Genomic DNA, 25,273 nt, shown 5'->3' with positions numbered 1-25,273 from the left:
GCAGCGATCGGCAGCGATCGGCAGCGACCGGTGCGCGGGCAGCGCGCTACTCGGCGAAGAACTCGACCAGTGTCTCAACCATGGCCTCTGGATCCCAACTGTGGTTCGCGCCGGCGATCGTCACCGCGCGGGCGCTCTGCAGCGCCGCGATCATGGATGCGACGGCGCGCTCCATGATCGGCAGCGTGCGTTCGCCGACGATTGCGAGCACCGGCTGGGTGATGCGCGCCCAGAGAGCATCCCGTGGTGCAGTCTGCGTCCAGGCGAGCGCTTCGGCGTCATCCTGAAGGCTCGGGCCCATTGCGACCATGGTCGGCCAGCCGGGCGACTGCTTTGCACCGTCGAGCCACTCACGTGGCATGTCCTTCATGTAGTACTCGATGACCGCGTCTCCGTCGCCGGATTCGAGCTTCTCACGCAGTCCGGTCAGGTTTTCATCGCCGTCAGCCCCGTTCTCTTCACCGAGCGGCGCCTCCCACAGTGCGAGTTTCGTGATCGGCAGGCCGGCTGCCGCAGCAGCCAGGCTGATCGCAGACCCGGACGAGCTCCCGAATAGTGCTGCAGACTCGCCGCCGACCGTGATCAGCCCCGTAATGTCGTCGAGTTCGCGCGCAAGAGAGAAGGCATCCGCAACGACGCTTTCGCCCCGCCCGCGCCGGTCGTAATTGATCACTGTGAAGCCGCGGGCCGCGAGAGCTTGGCACAGAGCGACCGTCTGCGGGGAGAAGCCTCTGAACTGCATCGCGCCCGCAACCAGGATTACGGTTGGGCCGTCGCCTACCCGATCGTAGGCGATTCGCGTGCCGTCTGCTGATGTCACGTATTCGGTCATGATCGCTCCTTCGTACTGCGCCCGACCAATTGCCTCACGGTTTGCTGGTCGGCGCAAGGGCTTTGCCGGGGTTGCGGCATGTGGTGCAAGATCGGAGCATGACCGCGACGACGCCGGACCTTCTCACGCTTCCGAAAGCCGAGCTGCACCTGCACATCGAAGGCACACTCGAACCAGAATTCGCTTTCACGCTCGCGGCACGCAACGGCGTCGCGCTGCCATTCGCATCCGTCGCCGAGCTCGCCGAGCACTATCGCTTCGACAACCTGCAGTCGTTTCTCGACCTCTACTACGCCACCATGAACGTGCTGCGCACAGAAGACGACTTCGCCGAACTGACGCTTGCATACCTGACCCGCGCTGCCGCGCAGGGCGTGCGGCATGCAGAGATCTTCTTCGACCCGCAGGCGCACACTCAGCGCGGCGTTCCGATTGAGGCCGTCATCGACGGCATCGCTGCCGGGTTTGCGGATGCCGCGCGCGGCCCCGACCCGGCCGCAGGTGCAGCGAACGTCGGCTCAGCGAACGCAGGTTCAGCGAACGACCCGGCAGCGGAGCTCACCGGCGGTCTCATCCTCAGCTTCTTGCGTGATCGCCCTGTCGAGGAAGCGGATGCAACGCTGACGTCCGCACTCGGCAGAACAGCGCTGACCGGGCGCGACCTGCTGCTCGGCGTTGGTCTGGACTCTGCGGAGGTCGGGCACCCGCCGCACCCGTTCGCACCCGTCTACGATCGTGCGCGTGCGGAAGGTTTGCACACCGTCGCGCACGCGGGCGAGGAGGGGCCGCCGAGCTATGTGTGGGAAGCGCTCGACGTGTTGCGGGTGGAACGCGTGGATCACGGCATCCGCTCCATCGATGACCCGCAGTTGGTGGCCCGACTGGCGCACGATCGCACGCCGCTCACGATCTGCCCGCTGTCGAACGTGCGGCTGCACGCTGTGCCCAGCCTCGCGGAGCATCCGTTGCTGCGGCTGGCGGAGGCGGGCGTTGTCGTCACACTCAATTCGGATGATCCCGCCTACTTCGGCGGATATGTCGGCGACAACTTCACGGCGTCGCAGAACGCGCTCGGGTTCGACACGGCACAGGCCGTGCAGTTCGCGCGTAACTCGATCGAGGCGTGCTTCGCGCCGCTGCAACGCAAGGCGCAGCTGAGCGCGGAGATCGATCGGTGGGTTGCCGCCCGTGCAGCGGGCGGCGTCTGACCTCAATTGCCCAGGTAGCTCGTTATGAACTGTCAGAGCGCCGCGTGCGACGAATCGTGTACGCGTTCGTCGGGCGCCCTGTCGTGCCGTACTCCAGTTGCAGGTCGAGGGCGCCGCGTCGTTCGAGCTCGCTGAGATACCGTTGCGCCGTCGGTCGGCTGAGGCCCAGACTGTCTGCAATTTCTGCTGCGCCGATCGGACCAGCGGACGCGCGAACAGCATCGAGCACCTTCGCCATCGTCGGCGGTAGGCGACGGCGTGCCGCATCCGTGGTCTGCGTGTGCAACAATCCGTAGAGCTCATCGACTGACGCCTGATCTGCGATGCGGCCGGACGCCAACTCGGTGCGCCATCTCCGGTAGGCGACGAGTTCGTTCTTGAACTGTTCGAATCCGAATGGCTTCACCAGGTAGTAGATTGCGCCGCTGCGCATCGCAGAGCGCACCGTCGCAAGATCCTGCGCGGCCGTGATCAGGATGCAATCGGGCGCGTCGTCGAGTGCGTGAAGCGAACGCAGGAGGGAGAGCCCGCTTTCGTCGGGAAGATAGACATCTAATAGCAGAAGATCAGGCTTGAGCTCGGCGATCGCCTCGCGGGCCTCCGCGGCCGAATGCGCTTCGCCGACACACGTGAAACCGTCAACGCGGTTGACCCGATCCGCATGGATGTGAGCGACCCGAAAATCGTCGTCGACGACGAGCGTGCGGATCATCGGGCGCGCCCTGCCGGCCTCGGCTGGTCACCCGCGGCTGATTGCGCATCGGCGGCCGATTGCTCGTCCGGGTGCGCAGTCGTCTGCGACGCATCCGCCGGGTCGGGTTGGGGAAGCCAGACTTCGAACCGGCCGCCCGGTGCGGGGCTCACGCGGATGTCGCCTCCCAGTCGTCGAACGATCCGGCTGACCAAGGCCAGCCCGAGTCCGCGACGCATGCCCGTTCTGCGTTCCGCCTTCGTCGAGTAGCCGTCGACGAGCACATCGCCGAGCCGATCGGCAGGCACGCCGGGCCCGTTGTCGACGACGAGGATGCGGACACCGTCGTCGTCGCTCAACGTCACCTCGATCTCGCGGAGTCCGGACCGTTCGGCGAGGGCCTCGATCGCATTATCGATCAGGTTGCCGACGACGGTCACCAGCACCTGCGGACTGATATTCGGCTGCGCGAGATGCGAGTCGTCCGTGATGACGAGCGAGACCCCGCGTTCGGCCGCGATCGTGATCTTGGCTATCAGCAGCGCCGCCAACTGGGGCGGCTCGATACGCGCCTTGAGCTCACCCACCAGCCGTGTCGGCGTATCCGACAATTGAGCGACATAGCTGGCAACCTGGTCGTAGTCGCCCATCTCGATCAATCCGGTGATGACGAACAGGTGGTTGGCGTATTCGTGCTCCTGCGCCCGCAGCGCCTCCGTCAAGCCATTGATCGCATGCACTTCACGAAGGAGGCCTTCCACCTCGGTGCGATCGCGGATCGTCACGACCGACCCGATCGTGCGGCCAGATAGCCCGACGTCCATGTGGTTGACGACGAGCAGGAAATCATCCGTGACCGTGGTTTCATCCATGCCCGCTGTCTTGCCCGTGAGCGTGTCCAGCAACCGCCCGGGAGGGACGACCTGATTCAGTGCCTTGCCAACGACCTCGCCGTCGAGGTCGAGCAACCGCTTCGCTTCCTCATTGATGACTGTGATTCGGCCGTCCGTGTCCAAACCGACCATACCTTCGCGGATGCCGTGCAAGAGCGCTTCTCGCTCCTGCAGAAGCGATGCGATCGAAGCCGGCTCCAGCCCGAACGTGACCCGCTTGATCCTTCGCGCCAGCAACACCGACCCGAGCGCGCTCAGCAGCAGCACGAGGATCGAATAGCCGATGATGACCCGACTGTCCACCGCGAGTTGATCGCTGACCTGCGTCTCGAGAATGCCGACTGACACCTCGCCGACGACCTGACCGGTCAGCGAGAAGATCGGCGCGATACCGTTTGCCGATCGGCCGAGGCTGCCGTTGTCGACGCCGGTGTGGGTCTTGCCGTCGAGTGCGACGACGCCCTCCTCGAGGCGCTTGCCGATCAAAGCCGGGTTTGGGTGCGAATAACGAATGCCCTCCCGGTCGGCCACCACGACATAGGCGGCGCCAGTGGTCTTGCGCACTTTCTCGGCCAGCACTCTGATGGTGTGATTCGGGTCCCCGGCCTCGACGGCGGCGACGATCTCGGGGGAGCGGGAGACGGATTGGGCGATTCCAAGCGCGCGCAATTGATACTGCTGTTCGAGCGCCTGCCCGTTGAGGGTGGAGAACAGCAAGGCGCCGAGCGCCACGGTGAGCACCAGAATGGTCAGCACGACGGCAAGGATCTGGTAGGCCAGAGGCCACGTCTTCCAGCGCCGATAGGCGTGCGGGCTGCTCACGTCAGCGACCGAAGATGCAGGCGCCACTGCGGCGTGAGCAGAATGCACAAAGCCGCAATGAACGCGCGGATCGCACTCAAATGCCACAACTCTGTTGACATCGCCCGACTCTCCCTAGGCTGCTCTCACGCTCAACGGATGGTCTCTCCGAGGCTCAAGCTGCCCCGCAGTCTAGGCACAATTCACCGCTCCACACAACATCAAGGCTGCACAGAACATCACGACGAAGGAGTCGCATGTCGGAACTCTTCCTTGCCATCGGCTTCGGGCTGGTCGTCGCCTCGGTTCTGGCACTGGCCGCGGTGGGCCTGAGCCTTCAGTTCGGCATCACGAACTACATCAACTTCGCATACGGCGACTTCATGGCAGTCGGTGCGTACATCGCCTGGACGATCAACACTGGCCCGTGGCACCTGAACATCTGGGTTTCCATGGTCGTCGGTGCGCTCAGCGTCGGGATCCTCGCCGTGCTGTTGAACCGGTTTCTGCTCGCCCCGTTCGCCAGACGGTTCCAGAAGCTTTTCTACATTCTGATCGTCACCTTCGGCCTGTCGCTGATTCTGCTCAACGTCGTCAGTTCGATCTGGGGCAACGAGGTGCAGCGCTACACGATCCCGAACGAGAACCCGTTCCACGTCGGCCCGTTCCTGTTCACCACGGACCAGCTGGTCGTCATCGGCATCGCGGTCATCCTGATGGTGCTGATTCACTTCATGCTGACGGCGACCCGCATCGGCAAGTCGATGAGGGCGATGTCGGACAACACCACCCTGGCGATGACCAGCGGAATCGACACGCGCCGGATCACCACGCTCACCTGGTTCCTTTCCGGATGCCTCGCCGGCCTGGCTGGCACCGTGCTCGGCATCACGCAGGCGAGCATCACACCGGGATCCGGTGAGACGTTCCTGTTCGTGATCTTCGCCGCCGTCATCGTCGGCGGTGTCGGCAGCATCTACGGAGCAATCGTCGGTGCCGTCATCGTCGGGCTGGCGACCGAAGTGTCCGCCCTGTTCATCGACCCGGCCTACAAACTCGACGTCGCGTTCGTGATCCTGATTCTCGCCCTGCTGTTCCGGCCGAACGGCCTCTTCGCCCGACCTGGAAAGGCTTGAGCATGTCACCCCTCGTGTACTACCTGATCACACTCGCGTTCTTCGTCTTCGCCTATTGCATCCTCGGCTGGGGCCTCAACCTGCAGTTCGGGGAGGGCGGCATTCTGAACTTCGCCTACATCGGATTCGTGGCAATCGGCGCATACGTTGCAGGCGCGACGAGCATGCCGGCACCAACACCCGGTTCCGGCGAACAGTACTTCTTCGGCTGGTCGCTGCCGTTCCCGATACCGCTGATCCTCGGCGGTGTCGCGGCGTGTGTCTTCGCCCTGCTGGTCTCGCTGGTGGCCTTCCGGCGTTTGCGAACCGACTATCTCGCGATGGTGCTGATATCACTGTCGTTGGTGCTGTACGACGTCATCAACAACTATGTGCCGCTGTTCGGTGGAGCTGACGGCCTGACGAACGTGCCCGAGCCGATGGCAGACCTGTTCAGCCTCAACGCGAACAGCTTCATTCCGTTCTTCACGGTGGTGACTCTCATCATCGCCTTGATCATGTGGTGGCTGATGAGCAAGATCACGCGCTCGCCGATGGGTCGCACCATCCGCGCGATCCGCGACGACCCGGAGGCGGCATCCGCACTGGGCAAGAGCGTGTTCCGCTACCAGCTGACCGCGATGTTGATCGGTTCGTTTTACGCCGGAATCGGCGGCGGCCTGATCGTCGAGTTCACGGGCGCGTTCAACACCAGCGCGTGGCTGCCCGGAGAAACCTTTTTGATCTTCGCGGCCGTGATCGTCGGAGGAGTCGGCAACAACAAGGGCATGATCCTCGGCGCACTCATTGTGCCCGTGCTGTTCACGCAGCTGCCCAAATTCCTTCCGGATGTTCCAGGACACCCTGGCCTGATCCTGAACGTGGCCGCGATGGCCATTGGAATCCTGTTGATCATCGTGCTGTGGTTCCGCCCACAAGGCCTGATCCCCGAGCGGCGGCGACTGAGCCGGTTGCCTTCGACACCGTCGTTGCCGGAGACAGGATCCGCACACCGCGCGGCGCTGACCCGAGAGGAAACATTGTGAGCGAACCGGATGTGCTGCATGCCCCCCCGAGTGCAGGCACGGAATCGGCGCTGAGCTGCACCGATATCCACAAGTCGTTCGGTGGTGCGAAGGCCGTGAACGGAGCCACCTTCTCCGTTCCCAAGGGGCAGATCACAGCCTTGATCGGGCCGAACGGCGCGGGCAAAACGACGGTCGTCAACATCCTCTCCGGGGCGATGAGCGCTGACAGCGGTGACGTGAAGATCGGAACGCACGATGTCACGAAACTGCAGAACTACAAGCGGGCGCGGCTGGGGCTCATCCGCACGTTCCAGCTGTCTCGAGAGCTGGGCGGTTTGACGGTGTGGGAGAACCTGATGGTGGCCGCCAAACACCAGCCCGGCGAATCCTTGACGAACGTCTACTTCCGGCCCGGGCTCGTCAAGAGAATCGAAACAGAGAACGCGGAGCGCGCAGGCGAGATACTGGCGAAATACGGCCTGTACGAGCTGCGCGACACCTGGGCTCGGGAGCTCTCCGGCGGCCAGAAACGGCTTCTCGAGATCTCGCGCGCGGTGATGGCCGAACCGACACTGTTGCTGCTGGATGAACCGATGGCCGGTGTCAACCCGGTGCTGATCGACCGGATCGGCGAGCACATCCAAGACCTCAAGAACGAGGGCGTCACCGTGCTGATGGTCGAGCACAACCTAGGCGTCGTCGAGAAGATCTGCGACTACGTGATCGTGCTTGCAGAAGGCCGCACCCTGGCAACCGGCTTGATGAGCGAACTGCGCGACAACAAAGACGTTGTTCGCGCCTATCTGGGAGGGGTGCTCGATGGACGCGTTGACAGCTGAGAACATTTCGAGTGGCTACGGTCGATCACCGATCGTGCGCAACGTGAGTGTCAGCGTCACGGCGGGGCTCGTCACAGCAATCGTCGGACCCAACGGTGCGGGAAAGTCGACCTTCGCAAAGACACTCGCGGGCATCCTGCGACCGACCACCGGCACAATCACGGTGAACGGAACGGATGTGACGCGGATGCCGGGCCATCTGCTTCCACGCCACGGCCTGGCCTACGTTCCCCAGAACGACAACGTCTTTCGCACTCTGACCGTGCGCGAAAATCTCGAAATCGGCGGGTACGCATCCAAAAAGGACCCGAAAGCGCGGATGCAGGAGATCTACGGAATCTTCCCGGATCTGGCCAAAGCACAGGAGAAGAAAGCAGGGAACCTCTCGGGCGGCCAGCAGAACCTGCTCGCAATGGCGCGCGCACTGATGGTTGAGCCCACCGTCATCATCCTCGACGAGCCGACGGCTGGCTTGTCGCCTGCGTACACCGACATCGTCTGGAAGCAGATCGAACTCATTGCTGCCAGCGGCACGGCGGTGCTCGTGATCGAGCAGAACGTCGAGCGCGCGCTATCGCACGCACAATTCGTGCACGTGCTCGTCGCAGGAACGAATCACGTTCACGGTCCCGTCGCTGAGATCGCGAAATTGGATCTCGCGGGAATCTTCCTCGGGCATGACCAAGCGACCCCGAGCAATTCGACAGGTGCCTGATGCGTCCCGTTCACCTATGCACAAAAGTCCAGCGCTCAACAGACCAGCGCTCAACAGACCACTGCACAACAGAATCGAGGTAACTGCAATGAACAATCCACAAGTGCGGATGCGACGCGTCCGCCGGGTTGCGATGGGGTCCAGCGTGGTGCTGGCCATCGCGCTCGCCGCAGCCGGCTGTACAAGCGGCCCGTCCAGTTCGAGTACGAGTTCGAAACAGGCGCTCACGATCGGGGAGATCTTCCCCTTCACCGGGTCGAAGTCGATCCTGTCCGACTGGGGCACACACGGGGTGGCGGCCGGGTTGTACGAGGTCAACCACAACGGGGGAGTGCTGGGCCACCAGCTCAAATCTGCAAGCGCAGACGATGCGGCTGACTCCGTCGACACCCTGCCCGCGTTCCGCAAACTGCTGCTCGACAACCCGGTTGCCGTGATCGGGCCGTTCTCACCGACCATCCAGGCCGTCATCGGCGACTTCGGCCCGAGCAAGGTCGTCGACATGATGATCGGCGGTGCAACGACGCTCGACAAGATGAACTACCCGTACGTGTTCCGCACCACGTCGTCCGACTCGAACGAGTCGGTCGCCATGGCGTACTACGCAGCGAAGGTCAAAGGATTCAAGACGGCGTCGCTGATCTTCGACAACTCGGCGAACTCGCAGGGCTTCGTCGCCCCGTTGACCGCGGCCTTCGAAAAGCTCGGTGGCACCGTGCAGCAGAGCCTGACGATCGTGCCCGGGCAAGGGTCATACCGTTCTGAACTGACGAAAGCATTCGCCAATCACCCCGATGTGATTTTCTCGTCTTTCGACACGCAGACGGCGTCGACCTTGTGGTCGAACGCTGCGCAGCTCGGCGACTTGAGCACACCATGGGTCGGCGACGATCTGCAGTCGTCGAAGGCGTACGCTCAAGCGTTTGGCTCAGGGGCATCGACCAACCTGTTCGCGGCAGTGGCGGCCTCGCCGAGCGGTGACGGCTACACGCACTTCCTCGCCGACTACAAGCAGGTGTACGGCAGTGCCCAACCGCTTCCGACCACCTTCAACGAGTACGACGCAATCGTGATCTCGTCGCTGGCTATGACGAAGGCGAACTCGACCGATCCGTCTGTCTGGGTGAAAGATGTCGTGAGCGTCGCGAGCCCCCCGGGAACGAAGTGCTCAGACTATGCGTCATGCGTCGCGTTGATCAAGAAGGGCACCGAGATCAACTACGAGGGGGCGGGCGGTGACGACAACTTCAACAAATACCACAACGTCTTCAGCGGCTTCTCCGTGGTCGGGTTCAATTCGGATCTGACCAACACCAACGGAACGTATGTGACCCCGTCACAGATCGCATCCGTCGTCGGGTAGTCGACGGAAGGTACTACCCATCGGTGGCGTGGCGGTCAAAGGGTCTCCCTTTGACCGCCGTGCTCGCTACAGAATGCTCGCCACAGAAAGGACAACGGTTCGTGGCCGGTCTACTCGAAGGTGTTCGCGTTCTGGATCTGACGACGATCCTGGCGGGCCCGTTCGCCGGATACCAGTTGAGTCTGTTCGGCGCGGATGTCATCAAGATCGAGCTCCCCGTGACCGGTGACCTTGCACGTGAGTTGAGCAGCGAAAGCGCGACGCACATCCCGATGATGGGTGCGTCGTTTGTCGCCCAGAACTGCGGAAAGCGATCGATCACGCTCAACCTGAAGACCGAAGAGGGAGCTGAAGTCTTCGAACGATTGATTCGAGCGTCGGATGTTCTGCTGGAGAACATGCGCCCGGGCGTCCTCGCGCGACTCGGCTTTCCGTGGGAGCGACTGCACGAGCTCAACCCTGAACTCATCTACTGCGCCGTCTCCGGCTTCGGTCAAACCGGGCCGTTCGCGAGTCGGCCGGCCTACGACCAGATCATCCAGGGCCTGGCCGGCATGGCAGACGTGACCGGCTCTCCGGATGGCGGCCCGCTGCGCGCGGGCTTCCCGATTGCCGATACGCTGGGCGGCTTCGCCGCGTCGATGGCGATCTGCGCGGCTCTCGCCCGGCGCACCGTCGATCGCACGGGCTGCTTCTTGGACGTGTCGATGCTGGAGACCGCGCTGACTGCGATGGGCTGGGCGGTCTCGGATCACCTGATTGCCGGGCGCGACGTGACGCGCAACGGGAACAGCAATGCGACATCCGCTCCGTCTGGAACGTTCCAGACGGGCGACGGCCTGCTGAACATCGCGGCGAACACGCAGACGCAATTCGAGACCCTCTGCCGCCTGCTTGACTGCGCGGAGCTCATCGAGGACCCGCGATTCGTGACGCGCACCGATCGTAAGCTGCATCGCGCCGAACTGACTGTTGAACTGGAGTCGCGGCTTGCCAGCAGAGACGCGGCAGAGTGGGAGGCGATGTTTGCTGCAGCGAGCATCCCGGCCGGCCGAGTGCTGACTGTGGATCAGGCACTTCACCAGGATCAGATTCGCTTTCGCGGGCTGCTGCACGAGGTGGAGCTTCCGGGCGTCGGTGTGCGCGGGGTCGAGGAGCGCAGGGCCGGGCAGCGCAGCGGTGCGAACAGCGGTGCACACAGCACCGCGGTGGTGCTCGGCAGCGGTGTTCAGGTCGACGCCCGAGTTTTGGAACCGTCGTCTCCGCCCCCGCTGCTCGGGGAGCACACGGACTCGATTCTCGACTCGCTCGGCTACTCTGCCGACGAGATCGCCGAACTCCACACCACCGGCGCCGTCTAAGACGCGGCTGCCCGGTCGCCACACCGTTTAAGCGGAAGAATAGAGAGGTCGCTCGCATGTCACCGTCGCCCAATCCGCACGCTTATCCAACCGTGCGCATCATTGAGGAGGGCATGCGCGAGGGCATGCAAATCGAAAGCGCGTCGATCACTGTCGATAACAAGATTCGCCTGCTCAACGCACTGTCGCGCACCGGATTGCAGACGATCGTCGTCGGGTCGTTCGTCAGCCCGAAGTGGACGCCGCAGATGGCCAACATCGACAGCGTCGTCGCGGGGTTCACGCCGGTCGACGCCGTGACCTACACGGCACTGGCCCTGAACGAACGAGGACGAGAGCGGATGCGCCGCTTCGCCCCGCTGCTCACGGAGTCGCGCGAATTCCCCCGCACCCTCGTGCACCTCTGCGACGTGTTCGTGAGGCGCAACACCAATCGCACACAACTGCAGGAGATCCAGGCGTGGCCGCAGGTGATCGAGGCCGCGCTGTCCGCGGGGAGCGAGACGGCGGGCGTCGCGATCAACGCGGCGTGGGGCTCGAACTGGCTGGGTCCGTTCGACGAGGACTATCGCATGGACATGCTGGCGCGCCAAATTGCAATGTGGGATGCCGCCGGCGTGACGGTCGATCGGGTGTGGATCGGTGATCCGATGGCGTGGAACGTTCCGGATCAGGTGGCCTCGCAACTGCTGGCGATCCAGGAACGCTGGCCGCAGATCGAGACATTCCACCTGCACCTGCACGATGCCCGCGGAACTGCCATGTTGTCCGCATATCAGGCGCTACAGGTGCTGTCGCCAGAGCGCACACTTGTGCTTGACTCGTCGATCGGCGGCATGGGCGGCTGCCCGTACGGCGGTCACGGGCGGATGACGCGGATGATCCCGACCGAAGATCTCGTCGACCTGCTTAGCGAGCTGGGCATCGACACCGGAGTCGATCTCGACAAGCTGATCGAGGCATCCGTCTTGGCAGAAGAGGTTGTCGGGCACGAATTGTGGGGCAAGGTGTCGAAGGCGGGACCGCGCCCGCGCGGCGACCGGCTTTTCGCGATGGACATGCCGTTCGTTGAGACGGAAGAACAGGCTCAGCACTTCCGACTCGGTGCCGCGGCCTATGCGGGCGCGCCGTCGCCGTGGGCGGCGCCTATCACCTCGCCGGTGCGAGATGCGGTAGACCGTGGTGAAGACCCCGGTCGTGCCGCCCGCGCCATGATCGACAGGGGGTAACGCTGTTCGCGCCGTACGGGTCTCGATACGCCTGCTCGCCCCTTCGGCTGCGCTCAGGGACCGAAGCTCGCGGGCTACTCGAGCGGTACCGGTGGTCGAGTAGCGCATGAGCGCAGCGAATCCGCGTATCGAGACCCCACTCGAGCCCCCTGTCTGCTGTCGGCAGATCTGCTGACAGCAGTATGGCCGGCGCAAGCGATCACCCTTGTCGCAGTCTTGATCCATGGCTGACGAAGACAACACAAAACCCCCCGCATTCACCGACCGGATGCGCGCGCAGTTGCTGCACGGGCGCATCCTGGTTCTCGACGGCGTGCTCGACGACGAAAACGGAACGCTGCTCGCAACGCAACTGCTGACGCTCGCCGTTGACGACGCATCCGCCGACATAGCGCTGTGGATTCACTCGCCCGGCGGCTCGGTGCCGGCGATGCTCGCGATCCGCGACGTGATGCGGCTGGTGCCGTGCGACGTGAGCACGCTCGCTCTCGGGTTGGCGTGCAGCGCAGGGCAGTTCCTGCTCTCGTCCGGAACGAAGGGCAAGCGGTTCGCGCTGCCGCACGCGCGCATCCTGATGCATCAGGGCTCGGCGGGCATCGGCGGCTCCGCGGTCGAGGTCGAGGTGCAAGCCGATGATCTGCGCTTCACCCGCGACACGGTGCTCGGCCTGGTTGCTGAGGACACCGGCCAAAGCGTGGACCGCGTGTTCGAGGATTCGCTGCACGACCGGTGGTACACCGCTACCGAGGCGCAGGAATACGGATTCATCGATCACGTGGTCGACACGTTCGAGCAGGTGATGCCGCCCAAACGTCGGCACGTCGGACTGGGGGTGGACGCATGAGCAACTACATGATTCCGAACGTGATCACGCAGAACTCGCGGGGCGAGCGAATCATGGATGTCTATTCTCACCTTCTCACGGAGCGCATCATCTATCTGGGCACGGCGATCGATTCGGGCGTGGCCAATGCGCTCATCGCCCAGTTGTTGCACTTGGAGGCGGAGAACTCGGAGCGCGAGATCAATCTCTACATCAACTGCGAGGGCGGCGACTTGACGTCGATGCTCGCCGTGTATGACACGATGCAGTACATTCAAGCGCCGGTTGCGACCACGTGCGTTGGGCAGGCGATTGCCGCTGGCGCCGTGCTGCTGGCGGCCGGAACCCCGGGCCGTCGCGCCGTGCTGCCGCACACGCGGGTGGTTCTGCATCAGCCGGCTGCGCAGGGGCGGGGCACGATTCCCGACTTGATCTTGCAAGCGGACGAGGTGGTGCGCATCCGGGCTGAGCTTGAGGAGATTTTGTCAGCGCATACTGGGCAATCGATCGAAACGCTTCGGCGGGACACAGACCGTGACCGGGTTTTCACTGCGCACGCGGCGCTGGAATACGGGCTCGTCGATCAGGTGATGGGGCGCGTGCTGGCGGCGCGCGACGCGATGGAGCCCAGACAGCGGGAGAATTCATCGGTCGCCTGAGCGGTCGGGGTCATGTGTGCTTGCGCCGGTGGTTGAGGAGCGCTGCGAGGGCAGCGAGCGGCGCGTCTCGAAACCACGACTGTGTACCGCGCCAGGCGGGCGCTAATCGTCCTCTTCGATGGTGATGGATGCCGACGGGCACAGGGCTGCGGCTTCGCGCACCTGGTCGTACTCCGATTCGGGAGGGCTATCGGTCCAGAGTTCGACCTTGCCGTCACTCTCGCGGTTCCAGAACACATTGGGGGCGGACAGTGCGCATTGGCCGGCGGAGATGCAGGTCGGCTGATAGGTGATGACTTTCACAGTGGTGCCCTTCTGGGTGTTCGGAGGTGCTTCGCGCCACACGCTAGGCCCGTAGGATGTGAGCCGCCCGCGTGGCTCACATCCTACGGGTCGGTTCGAGCCGACCGTGCGACCTCTGCCGCCTTCTCGCCCGCGGCGCTTCTCAAGAACAGGAGGTTTGCGTCACAGCAGGCGAAAATCGCCTGTTCTGACGCGAACGCGCAGAATCTGCCTGTTCTGAATGCCGGCGCGCACTATGCGTTCGTCTTGCTCCGCGGTCGCAACGCCCCAGCAGCCGCAAACGACACGGCCAGCAGCACGATGATCAGCCACAGCGAATTCAGCAGCCCGAACTGTTGAGCGAGAAAGCCGACAACCGGTGGCCCGCCGAGGTTCGCGAGATAGCCGATCGATGCGACGACGCTCACGCGCGCTGCCGGGTTCGGGCCGCTGTCCGCAGCAGCGGACATGCCGAGCGGGAACCCCATCGACACGCCGACGGCCCACAGAATAACGCCGATCAGAACGAGCCAGGGTGCCCCGCCGAGGATGAACAACAGCACGCCGATCACGCCGAGCGCGGTCGTGAAACGCACTGTTCGCACCCGCCCGACACGATCCACCAACGGACCGCCGAAGACGCGGGCGAGAGTCTCCCCGAGGGCGAATGCGGTGAAGAAGAGGGCGGCGATCGCATCCGTTTGGTGGTGGTCGTCCCGCACGGAGAGCGTCAACCAGTTGTTCGCGGACCCCTCACCGAGCTCCACGCCAAGCATCACCAAGCCGATCATGAGCAGACGAACGTCCGCCCATCCCGACAACCACGAGCGGATGCGTGCGCGAACCGGCGGCTTCGCTTCTGCGGATGCCGCGCCATCCGTTCGCGGAATGAATTGCACCGAGACTGCGGCGACGGCCGCAATCAACACAGATTCGACCACCAGTTGCGTGCCGACCGAGACGCCGAGGGCGGCGGATGCTGCGCCGATCGCGGACCCGAGGACCGCGCCTGCCGACCATGCAGCGTGCATGAGCGGCATCAGCGTCTTGCCGGCCAGGTGTTCGACCGCGGCGCCCTGCACGTTCATCATGACGTCGACAGCGCCGATGCCGAAGCCGACGAGGATGAATCCGATGGTGGCCGCTGGGGCTGAATGCAGCACGCCCGCGCTGAGCCCGATGACAGCGATGCCGACGGCATCGATCGTCAGTGTCAGCCAGATGCCGCCCCGCGGTCCGAGCCAGGCCAGGAGTGCTGACGCGCTGACAAGTCCGGCGATCGAGCCGACCGTGACAGCTGCGACCAGCAGACCGAGCGACTCATAGCTCAACCCGAGATCACTGCGGAGGCTTGGCAGGCGGGGCCCCCAGGTGGCCAGGCTGACACCGCCGAGTGCGAACGCCGTGATGACAGCGTTGCGCCAGCGAGCGAGTGCCTTGGCGTCGTGGCTCGGGGTCGCCACGCCGGATGCACTCACGGCTGCGAGCGTATCAGGAGTGGGGCAAGGGCCCGCGCGTGGGTGCGACGGCGTGAGTTCCGTCGCGCCAATGTCGGCGGATCGTGCATAGTATGGCCCGACCGCATTCGCATCCCAGACGGAGGACGAGCTCATGGCAGAGGTGTTGCTGTTCCATCACGCGCAAGGACTGACCCCGGGGGTGCTCGCGTTCGCCGACCTTTTGCGGCAGGCAGGGAACGTCGTGCATACGCCCGATATGTATGACGGGCGTACTTTCGACGACCTCGATGCCGGCGTCGCTTATGGCGATTCGATCGGGTTCGAAGAGATCGTGGAACGCGGCCGCGCTGTCGCCGCCGGGCTGCCCGATGCGCTCGTTTATGCCGGGTTCTCGCTCGGCGTTGTTCCGGCCCAGTCGCTGGCACAGACCCGGCCGGGCGCTGTCGGTGCGCTGTTGATCCACTCGTGTGTTCCGGTTTCGGTGTTCGGTGAGGCGTGGCCGGCCGGTGTGCCCGTGCAGATTCACGGGATGGATGCCGACCCCTACTTCGTCGGCGAGGGCGACATCGATGCGGCTCGCGACCTGGTGGAATCATCGCCGGATGCCGAGCTGTTCGTCTATCCGGGCGACAAGCACCTGTTCGCTGACAGCAGTCTGCCGTCGTACGACGCGGCCGCGGCAGCGCTTCTGACGGAACGGGCGCTGGAGTTCCTCCGCAGCGTCAGGTAACCGCGCGCCGATTGCGGGGCTCGCGTGCGCGAAAGCAGGCGCAAGACCGCCGCAGAACTACGAGTTCAGGTCCGCAGAACTACGAGTTTTTGTCCGCAGAACTACGAAGTATTCTTCGCGGAACCACGGAACTGAGTTCGCGGATCTACGAATATCGGTAGAATCATCGACATGGTGCTGATCCGGAGGAACATATTCGAGGTCGCAGAGGAGACCATCGACGCTTTCCCCGCGGTCGTCATCCAAGGTGCCAGACAGGTGGGCAAGAGCACACTGGCTGGGCAGCTTGCCAGCGGCCGCAACGGCTGGAACCTGACGCTCGATGACGAGCAAACCCTCGCCGCTGCACGCGAAGACCCAATCGGATTCGTGAATCAGCGTTCGGCCGGAATCCTCGTTATCGACGAGATCCAGCGTTATCCGGAACTCACGTTGGCGATCAAGGCATCAATCGACCGCGACCGACGCAACGGCCGGTTCCTGCTCACCGGGTCGAGCGATCTGCTGCGCAGCCGTCGCGCCACCGACAGCCTTGCCGGTCGCGCTGCCACGGTCTGGCTGCGCACCCTCTCCCGGGGGGAATTTGCCGGTAAAAAGGAAGACTTCATTCGTCGCTTCCGGGAGGGCATCCCGTATCGTGACGTGACCAGCCAAGTCTCGCGCGCTGATTACGCCAGGATGATCGTCGTTGGCGGGTACCCAGACGTTCGCGACCTCGAGCCGCGGATGCGGAATGTCTGGTTCGACAGCTACCTCGAACGTCTCATTCGCCGAGACGCGCGGGAACTGATCAACACCGACCCGAGTCGGCTGATGAGCTTGCTCCGCTTGATGGCCGCGAACCAAGCCGGTGAGTTGGTAAAAGCCCGCCTCGCCCAGGACGCCGGGCTGCCGGCGACATCCATAACCGCGTACCTCGACACACTCGAAACGCTGTTCCTCACCGATCTGCTCAAACCATGGAAGACGAATCTCACCGGACGGGAGACCAGCAGGCCGAAAGCGTCAATCGCGGACTCGGGCCTTGCGGCACGCCTCTCGCGTGTCACCACGGCGCAACTGACCCCACTCGATGGAACAGCCACGCATTTCGGTGCGCTTATGGAGGGCTTCGTGGCCGACGAATTGCTCAAGCAGAGCGGATGGTCTGAGGAGGAATTCGAACTCTTCCACTATCGCAACAGAGATGGGCTCGAGGTCGACGTCATTGTGGAGTTCGCCGATGGTCAGGTACTGGGTATCGAAGTCAAATCAGGATCGACATTCCGCTCTGACCACTTCAGGCCACTCAAGACACTGCGTGATCTCCTGGGCGACCGATTCGCTGGTGGTGTGGTGTTGAATACCGGTGCGACGGGGTACCAGTTCGGCGATCGGCTTTTTGGGCTGCCGGTATCGTCGCTCTGGGAGCTCTAGGCGGTGCGTAGCGCCCCTCACCGGACCCGTTCGCTGCCGCGTATCGCGGCGAGGACGCGTGAGACCCTGCGATCACGCGGCGTGATTCACGCCCACTCAGTCGTCGCTCGACGAACGCTGTTGCGGAAGATACGGCTCGATCCCCGCCGCGAGTTTCGCCGGCGTCATCGACTGCAGCCAGACATGTCCTGGCCCGTGCACCTGGGCCAAGAACATCGAGTCGCCGAAGAGTTTGTTCTTCACGCCCTTGATCGTTGCGAACTCCAATTGCATCTCCGCCCGATATAGCGCAAGGTGACCGGGGTGTACGAGAATCGATTCGCCGGCAGCAAGATCGTATTCCGTCAGCTCACCGGCGAACTGCACCCAGCTGGTTCCGTTGCCGCTGAGCTTTTGGAACACGACGCCGGCTCCACCGAAGATGCCGGCGCCGAGCTTCTTCTGCAAGCCGACTGAGACGCTGACGTCGGGCGTACTCGCGACATACGAGCCCGACAAAACCATGTAGTTGTCCCCGGGGTCGACCGCCAGCTCACGAATCGTTCCGGGTAGCCGTGCGGCGAAAACGACGTATCCGCCGGTTCTCGCGCTGTATTCGGTGAGGAACAGCTGGCCGCCGCCGAGAACACGCTTCAGGCTGTTCATGAAACCGCCCTGGCCACCGGAGCCGTGCGCGGTCGACGTGTTCAGGTCGAGCCCGGGTGAGAGCCAGGCGACGTTCTCGCCCTCGGCGATGATGCGATCGCCCGCATCCAATGTGACGTTGAGTACCGGCATGGTGGTTCCATCGACGCGCGACTGCATGTGCAGACTGTAACACTCGCCATGCTGCGGAGCCGAACGGTGCGTGCTTCCCACCACATCGCGGCTGCCCGCGCCTCGCGATTGATTGTCTGCGACCTCTAATCACCGACAGGGGGTTGTCGCCGCGACCGCCAAAACTGGTTGACGTCGAGATGGTCTCGACACGAAGCGAAAGCGAGTCCCCATGAATCTTGTGTCCGTTCGGTTGATTACCGACAACATCCGCCGCTTGGTTGAGTTCTACGAGCGTGCGCTCGGCATCGCAGCCGTGTGGTCGACGGAGGACTTCGCCGAACTGCCAACGGCCTCAGGCACGGTTGCGATAGGCAGCACCCGCACGGTGGGCGTGTTCGCGCCGGGTGCTGCCCACGGCGCCGACAACCACACGGCGATCATCGAATTCCTGGTCGAGGAGGTTGACCGCGACTTCGAGCGACTCGAGCAGTGGGTGAGCGATGTGGTGACGCCTCCGACGATGATGCCGTGGGGCAATCGTTCTGCGGTCATCCGCGATCCCGATGGAAACCTGCTCAACTTCTTCGCCCCGGTGACCGCGGATGCCGTCAAGAAGTTCGCGCAGCGCGCGCGGTGAACAAGGCGAAAGCCGCTCGTGCGGCTGACGCCACCAGCGCAGCTATCCGAGGTCGAGTTGGGTGAGCATGCCGTAGGGGATGTTCAACTCCTCTTGGGTCAAGCGGCGCGGCTCGGGCGTCTCGCTGGTGACCGAAACGGATGCGATCCGATCGACGCGAAAAGCGCGGATTCCGTCGCGGAAGCGGCACCATCCGATGAGGTACCAGTGGTCTTGGGATCCGACGTAGCCCAGCGGCTCGACATCGCGCCCGGTCTCCACTCCGGCTTTATCGGTGTATGTGAGGCGTAGCACGCGACCGGCTGACAGGGCACTCGCGATCGCGTGCGGCACGACGGGCGGCGATGAGCCGTCGCCCAGCAGGTGTACGCGTTCGGCGAGACTGCTCGCGGCCGCCGCGTCGTCCCGTTGCATGGCTGCGACGAGCTTGCGCAATGCCGTGCGTGCGGCATCCCGAAATGGCGTGTTTTCGAGCAGGCGGAGGCCGATCGACAGGGCGACGGCCTCGTCCGCAGTGAGGTTCACGGGTTGCAGTGTTCGACGCGCATCCACGCAGTACCCGCCAGAGCGTCCGGGCTCCGCCCAGATCGGCACGCCGGCCTGTTGCAGTGCGCTGATGTCACGTTCGATGGTTCTCGAGCTGACTTCGAAGTGATAGGCCAACCAGTGGGCCGAGCGCGGTCGCGGCGCGACGGCCCGCAACTCCTCGACGAGCGCATACAGACGGTCGGTGCGGTTCACCCCCCAACTCTAGGCAGGTGACGATCAGGTGCTTCTCACCCAACTACTTCTCACATCGAGTCCGTTCATGATAGCGGTTTCGCGAATTGTAGTTGCACTAAACGCATCCTTAGGAGCCCACTGCTCATTCGCTGCCTGTCTGCGCTCGCATCCCCGCCAATTCGCTGAAGTAAACGGAAAATGACTCTTATTGCCGACCGCTAGATCTGCTTAAGTCGAATCTGTTGATAACGATTTCATGATCAGCTTGCGCATTTGTATGAAAGCGTTATCATAAATTCAACACGTCCGACAGGACACGTCCGCGAAGAAGAGGGAACCGATGACCGATCGCCTACGTTGGGGTAACGGCACTGCGACTATCGAGTTCGAGTGGTCGGAGACAGTTGCTCCTCGGATCGCGGCCATGCATGCACCCTCGACGGCACTGGACGTGCCGCATGGGCTGCCACTCATCGACGTGCTGACCGTCTCCCAGGGGCACGCTCTGGCAAACGACCGACTCGTGCACACCGTGGTCGGGCAGGAGTCGCGGTATCTTCGGCATCGCGTATGGCTCGACGGCGTCCGGCACCGGCTGGAGATCACCGTGCGGCACGACGCCACCGGGCTCGAGTCCACGATCTGTCTCAGCATGGGGGCGACCGGCAGCGCTATTCAGTCGCATGTTTCGGTGGCGAATGGCGGAGCGGAAGCCGTCGTCCTTCGCTCGGTCCCATCGTTCTCCAGTTATCTCGGCGGCGACCTTGAAGGCGATCACGGCAGTGACATCCGCACCTGGAACGTGCATCACGCGCTCAGCGATTGGCTGGGCGAAGGGCGTTGGATCACCGAGCCGCTCAATGGCATCCGCTTTCCTCGTCTCGAGCAACACCTCACGAATCACAATCCACGTGGTGAGTTCTCAGTCGTGTCGACTGGGACATGGTCGACGGGCAAGCATTTGCCCGTTGCGGCAGTTGCGTCGGAGCGCCTCGGTGCCGCGTGGGCGTGGCAAATCGAGCACAACGGCCCATGGCGCTGGGAAATCGGCGAGGACACCGCCAGTGGGTACTTCGCCCTCTCAGGGCCGACGGACACCGACCACCAATGGACCAAAACGTTGGCGCCCGGTGCAATATTTGAGACCGTTCCTGTCACCGTGGCGCTTGCATGCGACGTCACGACAGCCATTGCTGCACTGACGCAACACCGTCGCACCGAGCGCCGAGCGCATCCGGACAACCAAGCCATGCCGATCATCTTCAACGACTACATGAACACGCTCAACGGTGACCCCACGACTGAGAAGCTGTTACCACTCGTCGACGCTGCGGCGGCGGTCGGGGCCGAGATCTTCTGCATTGACGCCGGTTGGTACGACAACACGGGTGAGTGGTGGGACAGCGTCGGCGAGTGGATGCCGTCGAGCGTGCGATTCCCCAACGGACTCAGCGAAGTCACCGATCACATCGCGGAGGCCGGGATGGTGCCAGGCCTGTGGCTGGAGCCGGAGGTCATCGGTGTCAACAGCCCGATGGCTTCTCGGTTGCCGGACGGCGCCTTCCTGCAGCGGGAAGGCATGCGCCTCGTTGAGCACCATCGGTACCACCTCGACCTGCGGCATCCGGCGGCCCGCGCACACCTGGACGCGGCTGTCGACCGGTTGATCGCCGAGTTCGGAATCGGCTTCTTCAAACTCGACTACAACATCAACCCAGGCCCGGGCACCGACTACGACACCGCGAGCGTCGGTGAAGGGCTTCTCGAGCACAACCGGGCCCACCTGGCATGGATAGACGGAATTCTCGATCGGCATCCAACAGTGGTGTTGGAGAATTGCGCCTCCGGCGGGATGCGCGCGGACTTCGCGATGCTCTCGCGCTTTCAGATGCAGTCGACCTCTGACCAGCAGGACTTCCTCAAGTATCCGCCGATCGCCGCCGCGGCACCGATGTCGATGCTGCCCGAACAGGCTGCAAGCTGGGCATACCCGCAGCCGGAGATGTCGCTCGAGGAGGTTGCCTTCTGCCTGGCGACCGGGCTTCTGGGGCGGTTCTACCTCTCTGGATATCTCAACCGCATGTCAGACGATCAGCTTCAGCTCGTTCGTGCGGCGATTGTCGCTGCAAAAGACCTCAAGGCCGAAATTGCGTCCTCGCATCCCTTTTGGCCACTTGGACTTCCCGTGTGGGATGCCGAGGTGATTGCACTCGGGCTGACGACATCGAAGAGCCGGTTGATCACCGTTTGGAATCGTTCGCAGGAGCATCCGTCAGTCGTCCTCGATTTTCCTGAGCTCGCCGGCAGCGACATCTGCCTGCACACAGTCTTTCCGCAATCCCTACCCGAGTGGGCAAGCCACTGGGATGTGGAAACCGGAGCACTCCGCCTCGACAACCTCACCGGGGGAGTCGGCGCTCGAGTACTCAGGATCGATGCCGTCACGTCGACGGCCGCAACACACCCTGCAACGCAAACACAGTAGCGTCAGCGATGCTACGTCATACAAGGAGCGCAGTTCAATGAAGATCGCCTGGAAACGCGCCGCTGTAATAGCGACCGCAGCTGCCCTGATTCTGTCAGGATGCAGCGACCCCGGATCCGGTGGAAACAGCAGCACGTCCACGGCCTGGCCGGCCCAGAACACAAAACTCAACGGCGTGTCGCTCACGATATGGGCCGCACAGAATTCGAATAAGACGGCTGATAGCGTCATCGCCGGCTTTGAGAAGCTGACCGGCGCGACTGTCAACGTCGTAACGATTCCCGACCCGTATGAGCAGGGCATCCAGACGAAGGTCGCCACCGGCGACAAGCCGGACCTGGCATTCTGGCAGCCCACGGCATCCGAACTCACGGCGCTGAACGCGAAGACGAATCTGCAGTCGCTCAACGGCGCACCGTGGGTGAAGAACTACACGGGCAACCTCGCTGATATCACCGGCAGCCTGGACAACACCCGGTACGCGGCACTGGTCACAACGCCCGCCGTGATCGGCGTGTACTACAACAAGGACGTCTTCGCGGCCAACGGGATCACAACGACTCCGAAGAACTGGGACGAGTTCATCGCGCTCGCGCAGCAGTTGAAGGCCAAGGGGGTCGACCCGTTCTACGAGATGGGCGGCGACAAGTGGGCAACCCAGTGGTGGGTGCAGGCGCAACTAGCCGACGCTGCGAAAGCCGGTTTGTGGGACAAGGTCAACGCCAACCAAGAGAAGTTCACCGACCCGACCATTCAGGATGCGATCAACAACTATCAGAAGCTGATCAGCGACGGACTATTCAACGCGGATATCAAGACGGCCACCTTCGTCGACCAGGGCGCTGCGCTGCTGGGTGGTAAAGCTGCGATGGTGATGCAGGTGAACTCGTTCTTCGGCGAACTGCAGGCCAGTGCCAGCACGGCCGAGCTCGACAAGAAGATCGGTTTCTTCCCGATCTCACCGAAGGGCAACGTGGGCACCTTCATTCCAGATCAGTCGAACGCGCTCGTAGCCTTCAAGACCGGAGACGGGAAGAAGGAAGCGGCGGCCCGACAGTTCCTGTCCTACTGGCTCGGTGACGGCTACAAGAGCTTCGTGACGGCTCAGTCGACAGTGTCGCTGATCAAGGGAGTGGCCACACCGAACAACGTGCCGCAGGCGCTGAAAGACGTGGCGGCCTCGATCGACGGATCCGTTGGATCAATGCAGGCGCTGGCGGTCGCAAACCCCGATCTGTACCTCAACTTGGCCGATATGATCCAGGGCACGAAGACTCCGGTTCAGGTCGCTCAGACAACCCAGGCACAGTTCGCGCAATTGGCCAAGGCTCAGGGCGTCAAGGGCTTCTAAGCCAGGCAGCGTGTGGCGGGTGTCAGCGCAGAGCTGGCGCCCGCCAGACGCGAGAAAGGCAATTCCGATGACTGCACAGCTCACCCGGCCGCCAGGCGAGACCGCCGCTGCCTTGCGCGCGCAACGGACGACCTACCGGCGCCGCCGGCAAGACCACCCAGCGTGGTTCCTGATCCCCGCATTGGCGATCCTCGTCGTATTCTTCTTCATTCCGACGGTGTTCAATTTCGTCTATGCGTTCACGAACTGGTCGAGCTTCCACAGCGCCATCGATTTCGTCGGCTTCGACAATTTCGTCTCCTTGTTCACCAATGGCAGTCTGCTGGCCGACCTTCGGATCACGCTCATCTATGCCGTGCTCGTCGCGATCTTTCAGAACGTGTTCGGGCTCATTCTCGCTCTCGTCCTAGAACGGGACACGCGAGTCAATCGATTCGCCCGCGTGGCATTTTTCGTGCCCGTTGTCATGTCTGCGCTCGCAGTCGGTTACATTTTTCAGGCCCTGCTCAAGCCGGCCGGTGGCCTCAATCAGATCCTGAGTTTCGTGACGGGGCAGCATGTGGCAATCGCGTGGCTCGGAAGCACGACGTGGACGATCCTCGTTGTCGCCATCATCCATGCGTGGAAATGGATGGGACTGTCGATGCTGATCTACCTCGCCGGGCTCAAGACAATCAATGAAGACATCCTCGAAGCCGCTCGCATCGACGGATCGAGCTGGTGGAACAGCTTCCGAGCGATCCGCTTTCCTCTGCTGGCCCCCGCCGTAACATTCAACGTTGCCACAGCACTGCTCGGTTCGATGAACGGATTCGACATCGTGCAGGCAACGACGGCGGGTGGCCCGGGTGGCACGACGGAACTCCTCAACATCTTCATCTTCCGCACATTCGGCCAGGGCCTGTTTGCCCAGGCGACGACGATGAGCCTTGCGCTCTTCTTGATGGTGACGATTCTCGCGTTTCCCGTCATTCGCGTTCTTCGCAAGAGAGAGGATGTGCTGTGAGCACCGCTGTTCAGGGGCGAACCCGCTTCAGACCCGCACGTTTTATCCAACCGGTCGCGGCCATCGCCCTGGTCGTCATCCTCCTCGGAGTGCCGTTTTGGCTGGTAATCGTGACCGCCGGAAAGAATCAGGCCGAGGCCCTCAATCCGAGCCTGGCGCTGCCCACTCATTGGCAACTGCTCCAGAACTTTGCCACCGTTATCGATCAGGGCCGGATGCTCCCGGCATTCTTCGGGAGCCTGCTCATCATGGTGCCGTCAGTCGCAGGCGTCCTCATCCTGGGTGCTATGGCATCCTGGATCCTCGCCCGCCGTCGCAGCAAACCGATCGCATTCGTCTACGCGTTGGCGATCAGCGGCATCGTGCTTCCACCGGCCGTCGTCACCATCGTGCTCCTCCTTCGTCAGATCGGGCTCGCCGGAACAGCGCTCGGCATGATCGGCGTGTACATGGGCATGTATCTCTCGACTGTCATCTTTTTCGTAACCGGATTTGTTCGCACGATCCCTGTCGAACTTGAAGAGGCAGCGCGCGTCGACGGCGCCGGACCCGTGAAAACCTTCTTCCGCGTGATCCTGCCGCTGCTCGGGCCGACGCTGGCGACGGCGACGATCCTGATCTGCCTCTATATCTGGAACGACGTATTCTATGCTCTGTTCGTCGTAGGCGGGCGGCTGGATACGCTACCGCTGAACCTCTACCAGGTGGCGAGCTCTGGTCTGTACTTGCAGAACTGGCATCTCATCTTCGCGTACATCATTCTGATGAGCCTTCCGCTGCTGATCACCTTCACGGTGATGCAGCGCAAAATCATCTCGGGTATCACCAGCGGAGCGGTGAAGTGACGCCAGACACATCGTCGCTATG

The 25,273-nt window shown here is 63.1% G+C and carries 24 protein-coding genes; 17 read left to right on the top strand and 7 right to left on the bottom strand.

Translation table 11 applies throughout. The features are described 5' to 3' along the window. Window positions 1-46: 46 nt before the first annotated feature. Window positions 47-832, bottom strand: coding sequence for an alpha/beta fold hydrolase (locus QU604_RS21550; RefSeq protein ID WP_308466655.1), 786 nt, complete (start codon window positions 830-832; stop codon window positions 47-49). A gap of 98 nt (window positions 833-930) precedes the next feature. Between QU604_RS21550 and QU604_RS21545 the strand changes: the two genes are divergently transcribed. After that, the gene (locus QU604_RS21545) at window positions 931-2,040 is read left to right on the top strand and encodes an adenosine deaminase family protein (RefSeq protein WP_308466654.1); all 1,110 of its coding nucleotides are present in this window, start codon (window positions 931-933) and stop codon (window positions 2,038-2,040) included. A 22-nt stretch (window positions 2,041-2,062) separates the two neighbouring features. On the opposite strand, the gene QU604_RS21540 is transcribed toward QU604_RS21545, so the two are convergent. Both QU604_RS21540 and QU604_RS21535 read right to left on the bottom strand, forming a co-directional pair. Further along, the gene (locus QU604_RS21540) at window positions 2,063-2,752 is read right to left on the bottom strand and encodes a response regulator (RefSeq protein ID WP_308466653.1); all 690 of its coding nucleotides are present in this window, start codon (window positions 2,750-2,752) and stop codon (window positions 2,063-2,065) included. Then, window positions 2,749-4,446: an ATP-binding protein gene (locus QU604_RS21535; RefSeq protein ID WP_308466652.1), complete on the bottom strand. Its 1,698-nt coding sequence runs from the start codon at window positions 4,444-4,446 to the stop codon at window positions 2,749-2,751. Before QU604_RS21535 ends, QU604_RS21540 begins: the two co-directional genes overlap by 4 nt. Window positions 4,447-4,682: 236 nt before the next feature. Here QU604_RS21535 and QU604_RS21530 point away from each other — a divergent pair, with 236 nt between their 5' ends. The 9 genes from QU604_RS21530 (at window position 4,683) to QU604_RS21490 (ending at window position 13,557) form a co-directional block, all read left to right on the top strand. After that, window positions 4,683-5,561, top strand: a complete 879-nt coding sequence (locus QU604_RS21530; RefSeq protein ID WP_308466651.1) for a branched-chain amino acid ABC transporter permease — start codon at window positions 4,683-4,685, stop codon at window positions 5,559-5,561. A 2-nt stretch (window positions 5,562-5,563) separates the two neighbouring features. Continuing rightward, window positions 5,564-6,586 (top strand): branched-chain amino acid ABC transporter permease, encoded by a 1,023-nt coding sequence (locus tag QU604_RS21525; RefSeq protein ID WP_308466650.1) that lies wholly within the window; start codon window positions 5,564-5,566, stop codon window positions 6,584-6,586. Next, window positions 6,583-7,407: an ABC transporter ATP-binding protein gene (locus tag QU604_RS21520; protein ID WP_308466649.1), complete on the top strand. Its 825-nt coding sequence runs from the start codon at window positions 6,583-6,585 to the stop codon at window positions 7,405-7,407. The genes QU604_RS21525 and QU604_RS21520 overlap by 4 nt, the downstream gene beginning before the upstream one ends. Next, window positions 7,388-8,122 (top strand): branched-chain amino acid ABC transporter ATP-binding protein, encoded by a 735-nt coding sequence (locus QU604_RS21515; RefSeq protein ID WP_308466648.1) that lies wholly within the window; start codon window positions 7,388-7,390, stop codon window positions 8,120-8,122. Before QU604_RS21520 ends, QU604_RS21515 begins: the two co-directional genes overlap by 20 nt. An 88-nt stretch (window positions 8,123-8,210) precedes the next feature. Continuing rightward, the gene (locus tag QU604_RS21510) at window positions 8,211-9,485 is read left to right on the top strand and encodes an ABC transporter substrate-binding protein (RefSeq protein WP_308466647.1); all 1,275 of its coding nucleotides are present in this window, start codon (window positions 8,211-8,213) and stop codon (window positions 9,483-9,485) included. Window positions 9,486-9,586: 101 nt separating this feature from the next. Further along, on the top strand, window positions 9,587-10,846 hold the full coding sequence (locus QU604_RS21505) for a CaiB/BaiF CoA transferase family protein (protein ID WP_308466646.1): 1,260 nt from the start codon (window positions 9,587-9,589) through the stop codon (window positions 10,844-10,846). Between the two features lie 56 nt (window positions 10,847-10,902). Beyond that, a complete protein-coding gene (locus QU604_RS21500; RefSeq protein ID WP_308466645.1) occupies window positions 10,903-12,075 on the top strand; it encodes a hydroxymethylglutaryl-CoA lyase-like TIM-barrel protein in 1,173 nt (390 codons plus the stop codon). 223 nt (window positions 12,076-12,298) lie between these two features. Further along, window positions 12,299-12,919, top strand: a complete 621-nt coding sequence (locus QU604_RS21495; protein WP_308466644.1) for a ClpP family protease — start codon at window positions 12,299-12,301, stop codon at window positions 12,917-12,919. Beyond that, window positions 12,916-13,557 carry a ClpP family protease gene (locus QU604_RS21490; protein ID WP_308466643.1) on the top strand — a complete coding sequence of 214 codons (642 nt, stop codon included), beginning with the start codon at window positions 12,916-12,918 and terminating at the stop codon, window positions 13,555-13,557. The genes QU604_RS21495 and QU604_RS21490 overlap by 4 nt, the downstream gene beginning before the upstream one ends. Before the next feature lie 102 nt (window positions 13,558-13,659). Here QU604_RS21490 and QU604_RS21485 read toward each other — a convergent pair whose 3' ends face one another. Next, the gene (locus QU604_RS21485; RefSeq protein ID WP_308466642.1) at window positions 13,660-13,860 is read right to left on the bottom strand and encodes a ferredoxin; all 201 of its coding nucleotides are present in this window, start codon (window positions 13,858-13,860) and stop codon (window positions 13,660-13,662) included. Window positions 13,861-14,093: 233 nt separating this feature from the next. Continuing rightward, the gene (locus QU604_RS21480) at window positions 14,094-15,317 is read right to left on the bottom strand and encodes an MFS transporter (RefSeq protein WP_308466641.1); all 1,224 of its coding nucleotides are present in this window, start codon (window positions 15,315-15,317) and stop codon (window positions 14,094-14,096) included. 133 nt (window positions 15,318-15,450) lie between these two features. Between QU604_RS21480 and QU604_RS21475 the strand changes: the two genes are divergently transcribed. Next, complete coding sequence (locus QU604_RS21475; protein ID WP_308466640.1) at window positions 15,451-16,029, top strand: dienelactone hydrolase family protein; 579 nt, start codon at window positions 15,451-15,453, stop codon at window positions 16,027-16,029. A gap of 171 nt (window positions 16,030-16,200) precedes the next feature. After that, the gene (locus QU604_RS21470) at window positions 16,201-17,445 is read left to right on the top strand and encodes an ATP-binding protein (RefSeq protein ID WP_308466639.1); all 1,245 of its coding nucleotides are present in this window, start codon (window positions 16,201-16,203) and stop codon (window positions 17,443-17,445) included. 96 nt (window positions 17,446-17,541) lie between these two features. Here QU604_RS21470 and QU604_RS21465 read toward each other — a convergent pair whose 3' ends face one another. Continuing rightward, window positions 17,542-18,249, bottom strand: a complete 708-nt coding sequence (locus tag QU604_RS21465) for an AIM24 family protein (protein ID WP_308466638.1) — start codon at window positions 18,247-18,249, stop codon at window positions 17,542-17,544. A 184-nt stretch (window positions 18,250-18,433) separates the two neighbouring features. Here QU604_RS21465 and QU604_RS21460 point away from each other — a divergent pair, with 184 nt between their 5' ends. Beyond that, window positions 18,434-18,841 (top strand): VOC family protein, encoded by a 408-nt coding sequence (locus tag QU604_RS21460; RefSeq protein ID WP_308466637.1) that lies wholly within the window; start codon window positions 18,434-18,436, stop codon window positions 18,839-18,841. 42 nt (window positions 18,842-18,883) lie between these two features. On the opposite strand, the gene QU604_RS21455 is transcribed toward QU604_RS21460, so the two are convergent. Continuing rightward, window positions 18,884-19,582: a helix-turn-helix transcriptional regulator gene (locus QU604_RS21455; RefSeq protein ID WP_308466636.1), complete on the bottom strand. Its 699-nt coding sequence runs from the start codon at window positions 19,580-19,582 to the stop codon at window positions 18,884-18,886. A 322-nt stretch (window positions 19,583-19,904) separates the two neighbouring features. On the opposite strand from QU604_RS21455, the gene QU604_RS21450 reads away from it, so the two are divergent. The 4 genes from QU604_RS21450 to QU604_RS21435 all read left to right on the top strand — a co-directional run bounded on the left by QU604_RS21450 (window position 19,905) and on the right by QU604_RS21435 (window position 25,251). Next, window positions 19,905-22,049: a glycoside hydrolase family 36 protein gene (locus QU604_RS21450; RefSeq protein WP_308466635.1), complete on the top strand. Its 2,145-nt coding sequence runs from the start codon at window positions 19,905-19,907 to the stop codon at window positions 22,047-22,049. A 37-nt stretch (window positions 22,050-22,086) separates the two neighbouring features. Next, window positions 22,087-23,400 (top strand): ABC transporter substrate-binding protein, encoded by a 1,314-nt coding sequence (locus tag QU604_RS21445; RefSeq protein WP_308466634.1) that lies wholly within the window; start codon window positions 22,087-22,089, stop codon window positions 23,398-23,400. A 67-nt stretch (window positions 23,401-23,467) separates the two neighbouring features. After that, the gene (locus QU604_RS21440) at window positions 23,468-24,406 is read left to right on the top strand and encodes a carbohydrate ABC transporter permease (RefSeq protein ID WP_308466633.1); all 939 of its coding nucleotides are present in this window, start codon (window positions 23,468-23,470) and stop codon (window positions 24,404-24,406) included. After that, window positions 24,403-25,251: a carbohydrate ABC transporter permease gene (locus QU604_RS21435; protein ID WP_308466632.1), complete on the top strand. Its 849-nt coding sequence runs from the start codon at window positions 24,403-24,405 to the stop codon at window positions 25,249-25,251. Before QU604_RS21440 ends, QU604_RS21435 begins: the two co-directional genes overlap by 4 nt. The last annotated feature ends 22 nt before the right edge of the window (window positions 25,252-25,273 follow it).

It is taken from the genome of Rathayibacter sp. SW19 (assembly GCF_030866825.1).
Lineage (GTDB): Bacteria > Actinomycetota > Actinomycetes > Actinomycetales > Microbacteriaceae > Rathayibacter_A > Rathayibacter_A soli.
Note: the sequence above shows the minus strand (reverse complement) of the source record. Positions and strands in the feature narration are given on the sequence as shown.

What these genes read in the sequence shown, in the direction of transcription:
- QU604_RS21470 (WP_308466639.1), top strand. Translation starts at nt 16,201, where the DNA reads ATGGTGCTGATCCGGAGGAACATATTCGAGGTCGCAGAGGAGACCATC.
- QU604_RS21545 (WP_308466654.1), top strand. Translation starts at nt 931, where the DNA reads ATGACCGCGACGACGCCGGACCTTCTCACGCTTCCGAAAGCCGAGCTG.
- QU604_RS21495 (WP_308466644.1), top strand. Translation starts at nt 12,299, where the DNA reads ATGGCTGACGAAGACAACACAAAACCCCCCGCATTCACCGACCGGATG.
- QU604_RS21490 (WP_308466643.1), top strand. Translation starts at nt 12,916, where the DNA reads ATGAGCAACTACATGATTCCGAACGTGATCACGCAGAACTCGCGGGGC.
- QU604_RS21440 (WP_308466633.1), top strand. Translation starts at nt 23,468, where the DNA reads ATGACTGCACAGCTCACCCGGCCGCCAGGCGAGACCGCCGCTGCCTTG.
- QU604_RS21450 (WP_308466635.1), top strand. Translation starts at nt 19,905, where the DNA reads ATGACCGATCGCCTACGTTGGGGTAACGGCACTGCGACTATCGAGTTC.
- QU604_RS21530 (WP_308466651.1), top strand. Translation starts at nt 4,683, where the DNA reads ATGTCGGAACTCTTCCTTGCCATCGGCTTCGGGCTGGTCGTCGCCTCG.
- QU604_RS21500 (WP_308466645.1), top strand. Translation starts at nt 10,903, where the DNA reads ATGTCACCGTCGCCCAATCCGCACGCTTATCCAACCGTGCGCATCATT.
- QU604_RS21515 (WP_308466648.1), top strand. Translation starts at nt 7,388, where the DNA reads ATGGACGCGTTGACAGCTGAGAACATTTCGAGTGGCTACGGTCGATCA.
- QU604_RS21510 (WP_308466647.1), top strand. Translation starts at nt 8,211, where the DNA reads ATGAACAATCCACAAGTGCGGATGCGACGCGTCCGCCGGGTTGCGATG.
- QU604_RS21525 (WP_308466650.1), top strand. Translation starts at nt 5,564, where the DNA reads ATGTCACCCCTCGTGTACTACCTGATCACACTCGCGTTCTTCGTCTTC.
- QU604_RS21465 (WP_308466638.1), bottom strand. Translation starts at nt 18,249, where the DNA reads ATGCAGTCGCGCGTCGATGGAACCACCATGCCGGTACTCAACGTCACA.
- QU604_RS21550 (WP_308466655.1), bottom strand. Translation starts at nt 832, where the DNA reads ATGACCGAATACGTGACATCAGCAGACGGCACGCGAATCGCCTACGAT.
- QU604_RS21540 (WP_308466653.1), bottom strand. Translation starts at nt 2,752, where the DNA reads ATGATCCGCACGCTCGTCGTCGACGACGATTTTCGGGTCGCTCACATC.
- QU604_RS21460 (WP_308466637.1), top strand. Translation starts at nt 18,434, where the DNA reads ATGAATCTTGTGTCCGTTCGGTTGATTACCGACAACATCCGCCGCTTG.
- QU604_RS21475 (WP_308466640.1), top strand. Translation starts at nt 15,451, where the DNA reads ATGGCAGAGGTGTTGCTGTTCCATCACGCGCAAGGACTGACCCCGGGG.
- QU604_RS21445 (WP_308466634.1), top strand. Translation starts at nt 22,087, where the DNA reads ATGAAGATCGCCTGGAAACGCGCCGCTGTAATAGCGACCGCAGCTGCC.